This is a genomic window from Paenibacillus sp. oral taxon 786 str. D14, assembly GCF_000159955.1.
Lineage (GTDB): Bacteria > Bacillota > Bacilli > Paenibacillales > Paenibacillaceae > Fontibacillus > Fontibacillus phoenicis.
Genome location: NZ_GG695985.1, coordinates 23886 through 31232, shown reverse-complemented (window position 1 = coordinate 31232; position 7347 = coordinate 23886). Strand labels below are relative to the sequence as shown.

The following is a 7347-nucleotide window of genomic DNA, read 5'->3' as shown; positions in this document are numbered from 1 at the left end:
ATTTTAGGGTCTTATTTTCGCCAAATGGTGCTCAGAAGGGGGATTTCAAGCTCGTTTTCGCAGAATAAGGCCATTTTTTACCGTTATTCGTCCCGGTTATTCGCTCAACGTGAAAATAAGGGTAATTTGTACCCTTATTCTCCTCTTTTTGTCCGAATTAAACTTGGCCCACGGAATTGCCCTTCACCAGCGTCACGTACACCCGCTCATGCTCGACCGGTTCCCCGGCCAGGATCTTCAGCAGCTGCTCGGATGCCAGCGCTCCCCACTTCCGCTTAGAATAGTCGATCGTCGCCAGACGCGGCACCGTATATTCGGCTAACTCGATGTTATCGAAACCGATAATATGGATGTCTTTGCCGATCACATAATCGGTCCGTTTCACCGCATTGTAGAGGCCAATCGCCATCTCGTCGTTCAGGCAGAATACGCCCACCGGTGTGGTCACGTCCCGAAGGATCTGCTCAGCCGCCCGTTCTCCGGCATCCTTATTGAAGTTTCCTTCGATTTCGGTCAGCTCCACTCCATCGAAACGGGCGACCGTCTGCTTCACCGCTTTCAGCCGCTGCTTCGAGTCATAGGAGCCCTTGGGCCCCGTGACGACATAAAGCTTGCGGTGCCCCTGCTCGATCAAGTGCTCGACCGCCAAGGTCGCTCCCGCCTTGTTGTCCAACAGAACCTGATTGATGTTCGGGTGGTTGAGCTCGCGGTCGAGCACCACGATTTTATGCCCAATGTCGGCGTACTTGAGCAGCTCCTGACTAGAGAACGTAGCGTCCAAAATAATCGCCCCGTCTACCATCCGCTCAGGCAGCAGTCGATGGGACTGCTTGCCGCTGCATACGACCATGTCGTACCCCTTCTGGTTCAGCACTTCTTTTACGCCCTGCAACAGGTCGCCGTAGAAAGCGCCGCTGAAGTCGGTCAAATACACGCCGATGATCTTCGACTCACGGGTTTTTAAGGAACGTGCGGCAGCATTGGGCACATAATTCAGTTGTTCCGCGATCGCCAAAATTCTTGCGCTCGTCTCGTCGGTAATTTTCGGACTTCCATTCAGTGCGTAGGATACCGTGGAGATGGAGACTCCGGCTTTTTTGGCTATGTCCTTAATGCTTACCACAACATTACTCCCCTTATCGGTAGTTCAAAAAGTAGTCTTCCCATCACGATGAGTTTCTTAGATGCAGGTTCGACGTCGAATCTTGGACTCAGCCGGGAAAGCGTATGCTTCCGATGCATGTTTCCTTCGGAAACATTTCAGTTGCTCACGTAGGTTTTGCCTACGCTCCGCTACTCAATCCCTAAGCTTCATCCAACCTTCTCGGTGCTGGAAACCCCACTTTTTGAACCTCTATCTTATTCGGTAGTTCAAAAAATGGTCTTCCGATCACGAGGTGTTCCCCAGATGCAATTTCGACGTCGAATCTTGAATTCAACTTACATCCAGATTTCAACGACGTTATGATCATTCGACCCGAACGCCGCAAAATCCTGCCGGCTGATCCGAACGCCGCCGCTACGGTAAAATCCCGGATTCTCCCGAATCGGAATCTCTTGGCCGTTGATCCGCACTGCGCGGCCTTGGCCGTTCATGTGGTAGATGAACGTGGTCGGGAGGCCCATCCACGCAAAATCAAACCGCAGCCCATCCAAATGCGGCGGCAGCACAGGGTCAATGATCAGGTCCTCCCCTCGCACTCGGATGCCTAGGCAGTTGGAGATCAGCTGGTTCATATAGATTCCAGGGCCGCTGGAATAAATACGCCAGCCGCCTTTCACCGGCACGTTCCCGCTCCGCAACTCATCAAACCGTTCCTCCGCATCGTAACGGGTGGCGAACTTGCCGTCCGAGCTGCTGAAGTAGACGTTGCTTTGCCGCAGCTCCGCATTCGGCACAACGTCCCTAAGCCCCACCGGGTTAATCTTGTGCAGCCCGCTCCAAGCTTCCTCGGCTTTGCCGAGCTTGGCCATCGCTTCGATGAAGCGGATATGGGCATGAACGTACTGCAGCCCGATCTCACGCCCGAAGTTGGACGCCTGCTCCGCCCGCTTGAAGTGTGTGCTAACGCCGCCCCGGTATTTGGCCGGCCGATCCATCAAGCGCACGCCATCCGGATGGTATAGCTTCTCTTTAATGACGCCGTAATGCGCTTCCGCCTGCTCAGCGGTGAGCAGCTCGGCGATCATGCTGCGTGTCATCGGCAGCAGCCGGTAATGGATCCCCGTTTTTGTATCCGTCGGATGCAGCATCAATTCGGCTTGCCCCGGTTGTTCCATATAGACGAAACCGGGGATAACTTCCGTGCCCAGCATATACTTGTTAAAATCACGCTTGATGCCCTCGGCCAGCTCCGCAAGTTCATTTGCCCAATGCTGCTCCTCTTCCGGCAACGCCTCCGCCAGCTGACGGAACGTCTGATACGTTAACGCCACCGTCCAGCTGCTGCTCATAAAGCGCTTGAGCTGGGCATTCGCCGGTTGCAGCGTATCGTCCCAATCCCCGTCGCCGTAGGAAGACAAATAAGTATCATGCAAGAAATGGCTGCGGATATAGCCGATTTCCTTCTTCGCATGCTCGCGGATCGTCGCCGGCGTGGCAGACAGTTCAAAGCTTCCTTTGACCGTATACGGAACCTCTTCATCCAGCAGCCCATAGTCCCCGGTCGCCGTCAAGTAATCACTCAGCACCTTCAGCGGCCAGACGATGATGTCGCCATGGCTCTCCTCCTGCTGAATCCGGAAGTAACGATCAAACATAAACCATTGCGGCCAGTTTCCGTCGTCCTCATATTGGTGAGCATACACCGTCTTCAGGATGTCTTTGACCACCCCGTATTTTTGCGTCGCCAAAAAATATTCCGCCGGTCCCTGGCAAACATCGCGGGTGCCCCAAGCGGCCCCGCCATATTGCTCCAGCCCGTGGGGCACCGAGAAATGGACAAGCATATTGTGCGTATACCACCAAGCCAGCGTATTGAGCTTTTGCAGTTCCTGAGCTGCAGGCGCTGACGCTTCCTCCAGCGATAACCGGAAGCCGTTCATCACCCGGCCCAAAAACTCACGGTACCGAACGGCTTCTTCCTGTACCTCCCGAATCGCAGGCTTCGATTCCCCGTCATGCAGCAAACCTTGCACCGTGAGTGTCCAATTGCTGCAAGGCTCCGTTTCCAGCACCACCAGCGACGAGCTGCCCGGCGCTGCACCCGGAGCCAGCCGGCGTTCATCATATACGTTAAAGCCTGTTCCCGATACGTGCATCCGGTAAGCTAGGTCCGGATATACGGAAGCAGACAGCGCTTCGCGGTCGGCCCGGAACGTCAGCACCGATTCTTTTTGCTCCATGAGAAAAGAACGTTGGAACTCCAAATCATTCATAACGATTTGATTTGTCACCAAATAGCGGTACGCTCTGCCGTTCGCAGACACGATGTTCAACGCAAGTTCCGGGGAATCCGTTGCGGTATAGTTGGTGACAACGATCGTATCCTCCGCCATTTTATAGGTCCAGCGGGCGTAGTTAAAGCCCATCTCAAACATCGACGGCATCGTCAACAGCCGGTACACCCCGTCCAATTCCACGTAGATCCGTTGTCCGGACGCTTTGGAGACGTTCAGCGCATTGCGTACGTTGGAAACCCACTTGTGGAATGAGGTGTTGCCCACGACCACCTGGGAATTAAATACGCCGTACATGTACGAAGTCGTCGTAAGCACTTCGCTGCCTACCCGGTCGTTCCCGCCGGACATCAGGATGATGCCGTGCGGCCGCTCGACCTGAAGCTCTTTTTCCTTCAAAACGACATGCTCGTGCGTATCCGTGAAGAAAGATAGCAGCTGCCCGCCATCCCGCTCCTCATGCTGACGATGCGGGAATAGCGCCTCGATTTCGGCGTCGTCCATCGGTAAACCCGACAGCGGCTCGCCCAATTCCGTCGCTAAGGTTACTGGAGCTGCAGCCTCAACCGCATTTACAGGGGCGGCCTCCCATTTACGCCACGCGTCTTCAATCAACTCCTCGAATTCCAGCGTCTCGATCGCCTCCGGATAATCCTCCCGTACCAGTCCGTAGAAGACAAACCGCGCTTGCCCATTCAGCAGTTGACTGCCCGTTTGAAGCGCCGCGTAAGCAAACTCGTATTGATAAATTTCGTTTGCCAGCTCCTTGCGCGCCAACGCTTCGGGGCGATCCGTTTCTTTGTAGGACAACCCAAAAAACTGAAAGCCATCGGTCGAATATCCCGCAGCTCCGGTGAGCGCCCCTTGCTGCATATAAGGGAATTTTCCGCGCTGCGGCTGGTTTTGCCGCGAGCAAATGACCGTGCCCCGCCGCTCATGCCGGAATACGGTATGGTCGATGTATTGAGACATATACGCTTCATTGCTGCGTACCGCTCCCGGTTCGGCAAGCCCGATATCCTGACCATAGACAACGTCGATCTCAACCGAGGTTTGTCCCTCCAGCCGAACGTCCCAGAACCAAATGCCCCGGGAATCCAGTCTCAACACGACCTCGTACTGAATCCCTTCGGCTTCCCCCTTCCAAACCGCAGTATCCGCCCCGAAGCTCAGCCGGCTGATCGAGCGAATGCCAAGCAAGGGAATGGCCCGAATCCCCTCGGGGAGGTGCAGACGTAAATACAGATTGTTCAGCGAACCCTCCACCGGGCCGGATAACAGCTGATTCATCAGGATGTCCCGGTATTTCATTTCGTACAGATCGCCGCTGTTCCATAACGTAAAGGTCAAGTCCCCCGACTGAAGAACTTTCCACGCCTCCGTTGCTGTCGTCATCCTTTCCACTCCTTTGATCCTTATGATTTCTATTTTTGCAAAATAAATCGCACGCCCGCGGCATCCCGGCTGTTGGGACCCACAAAGGCCACAAACTCGCCCGCATCGCTGCTGTAAGTCAAATCGCTATGGTGATATCGCAGCTGCGCCTCGGTAATTTCAAAAGTGACTTCCTGAGTTTCCCCCGGCTGCAACAGGATTTTGCGGAATCCCTTCAGCTCCTTGACCGGCCGAACCACGTCCCCCGCGATATCGCGGATATAGAGCTGCACGGTCTCCTCAGCGGCTGCCGATCCGGTATTCGTCACGTTCACCTTGATTGTCAGCGGCTGTTCTGGTGTCATAACCGTTGCCGACAGTTCCGGTTCGCTATACATAAACGTGGTGTAGCTGAGCCCGAACCCAAACGGGAAAAGCGGCTCGTTTGGCATGTCCAGATATTGCGAAACGTATCTAATCTGAGCGTCCGGCGCTCCCTTCGGGCGCCCGGTGTTGAAGTGGTTGTAGTACACCGGAATCTGCCCTGCTGCATATGGAAAAGACATCGACAGCCGTCCCGACGGCTGTACGTCCCCATACAACAGGTCGGCGATCGCATGGCCGCCTTCGCTGCCTGGGAACCAGGCTTCAAGCACGGCACCAACACGATCTGCTACGCCGTGCAGGTCCAGCGGCCGGCCGTTAAACAACACGGCCGCCATCGGCTTGCCGAGCTCAGCGAGACGTTCGATCAACGCCAGCTGCGCCCGCGGCAGCCGGATATCTCCCCGGCTGCCCGCCTCACCGCTCATTTCCGAGCTTTCGCCTAACGCCAGCACGATCACGTCGGCGCCAGCCGCTGCGGCCACAGCTTCCTGAAGCCGGCGGTCATCGGCTTCCTCGATGCCGCAGCCCTCCGCAACAACGATCCGGCTCGCGCCTGCCTTTGCGACTAGGCCGTCATAAAGCCGAACCGCCGCTTCCGTCGACCCCTGCCATGACCACGGGCCAAGAATGTCACCGCTTTGCGCAAACGGGCCAATCAACGCGATCGATTGATCCCGCCGCAGCGGCAGTACGCCTTCGTTTTTGAGCAGAACGCAGGATTTAGTTGCCAGCTCGCGGGAGGCGGCCCGGTGTTCCTCGCAGAAGACGATCTCCGCTTCCCGCTCTGGATCTGCGCCGCGATAAGGATTATCAAAGAGTCCGAGCTTCTCTTTGAGTTGCAGGATCCGCAGCACCGCTTCGTCAATCCGTTTTTCCTCGACCACCCCGGTCTTCACCAGCTCCGCCAAATGCTTCATATAGCAGGTGGTCATCATCTCGATGTCGATGCCCGCTTCGATCGAGCGGCAGGCCGCTTCCTTCTCGTCGGCCGCAGCTCCGTGCGGAATCAGTTCCTTCACTGCGCCCCAATCTGAGATGATCACGCCGTTAAAGCCCCATTCTTCGCGAAGCAGCTGACGTAATAAGCGCCGATTGCCGGTTGCCGGAATGCCATCCACCGTGTTAAACGAGGCCATAACCATTTCGCAGCCTTCTTCCAACGCGGCTTTGTAAGCCGGCAAATAGGTTTCACGCAACCGCCATTCCGACATGTCGACGGTGTTATAATCCCGTCCGCCCTCGGCAGCGCCATAGGCGGCGAAATGCTTTACACAGGCAGCCACCCGGCTTGTATCGTTCCGCAAATCGCGGCCCTGGAAGCCGCGGACAAACGCCCGCGCGAATTCGCTGTTCAGATACGGATCTTCGCCGGTCGACTCCATCACCCGCCCCCACCGGGGATCACGCACCAGATCGACCATCGGGGCAAACGTGACATGAACCCCTGACACTGCGGCTTCTCTGGCAGCAATTTCTGCGCTTCGCTCAGCCAGAGACAAATCCCAAGAGCAGCCGATGGCCAGCGGTACGGGGAAGATCGTTTTAAAGCCGTGAATGATATCGGCCATCATCAACAGCGGAATGCCTAAGCGGTTCTTCTTTAAATGAGCCTGCTGCACGTTGATCGCTTCCTGCGCTCCGGATAATCCGAGAACCGAACCTGTGTTACGCACTGTTTCCTCAGATACGCCCAGCTCCTGCATCGGACCAGTGATTTCTCCCTCGGTCCGGGCTCCTTCAAAGAACGGGACGGCGAGCTGCAGCAACTGGTCGATTTTTTCCTCCAGGGTCATCTGCTTCAGATAATTCTCTATGGGTTGTTGTGTCATGGGTTCCCCACCTTTTTCGATGTAAGATGATTGTTATAGCATGATGGTGAAACGTTTCGATTATTTGAATAGTTGGATTATATATCGAATCAAAAAATCCGTCAATTTTCATGGAATGCGATTTCAAAATTTGTAGAAACGTTTCAATAAAGTCGTTTTAACAAAATTAGCTCCGGGTTATGATCCGAAAAAAAGATATTGAATACGATTACAATCTGTTTTATAATGAATCGAAACGTTTCACTTGGTTCTGATTTTCCGGGAACTAGGTTCATATTTTTCTTAATCGAAACGTTTCACCTGTCTATTGTCGCTGTTCTGCGGCATCATCTTTGGTACAAACAAGGGGACCCATTTC

3 protein-coding genes are annotated in these 7347 nt (G+C 54.9%); all 3 read right to left on the bottom strand.

The features are described from left to right. Positions 1-157: 157 nt before the first annotated feature. The 3 genes from POTG_RS16770 to bglX all read right to left on the bottom strand — a co-directional run bounded on the left by POTG_RS16770 (position 158) and on the right by bglX (position 6989). Positions 158-1123 (bottom strand): LacI family DNA-binding transcriptional regulator, encoded by a 966-nt coding sequence (locus tag POTG_RS16770; RefSeq protein WP_009226035.1) that lies wholly within the window; start codon positions 1121-1123, stop codon positions 158-160. A gap of 317 nt (positions 1124-1440) precedes the next feature. After that, positions 1441-4794, bottom strand: a complete 3354-nt coding sequence (locus tag POTG_RS16765) for a GH36-type glycosyl hydrolase domain-containing protein (protein ID WP_009226034.1) — start codon at positions 4792-4794, stop codon at positions 1441-1443. A gap of 29 nt (positions 4795-4823) precedes the next feature. Further along, a complete protein-coding gene (gene bglX / locus POTG_RS16760; RefSeq protein WP_009226033.1) occupies positions 4824-6989 on the bottom strand; it encodes a beta-glucosidase BglX in 2166 nt (721 codons plus the stop codon). Positions 6990-7347 lie beyond the last annotated feature (358 nt).

What these genes read in the sequence shown, in the direction of transcription:
- POTG_RS16765 (WP_009226034.1), bottom strand. Translation starts at nt 4,794, where the DNA reads ATGACGACAGCAACGGAGGCGTGGAAAGTTCTTCAGTCGGGGGACTTG.
- bglX (WP_009226033.1), bottom strand. Translation starts at nt 6,989, where the DNA reads ATGACACAACAACCCATAGAGAATTATCTGAAGCAGATGACCCTGGAG.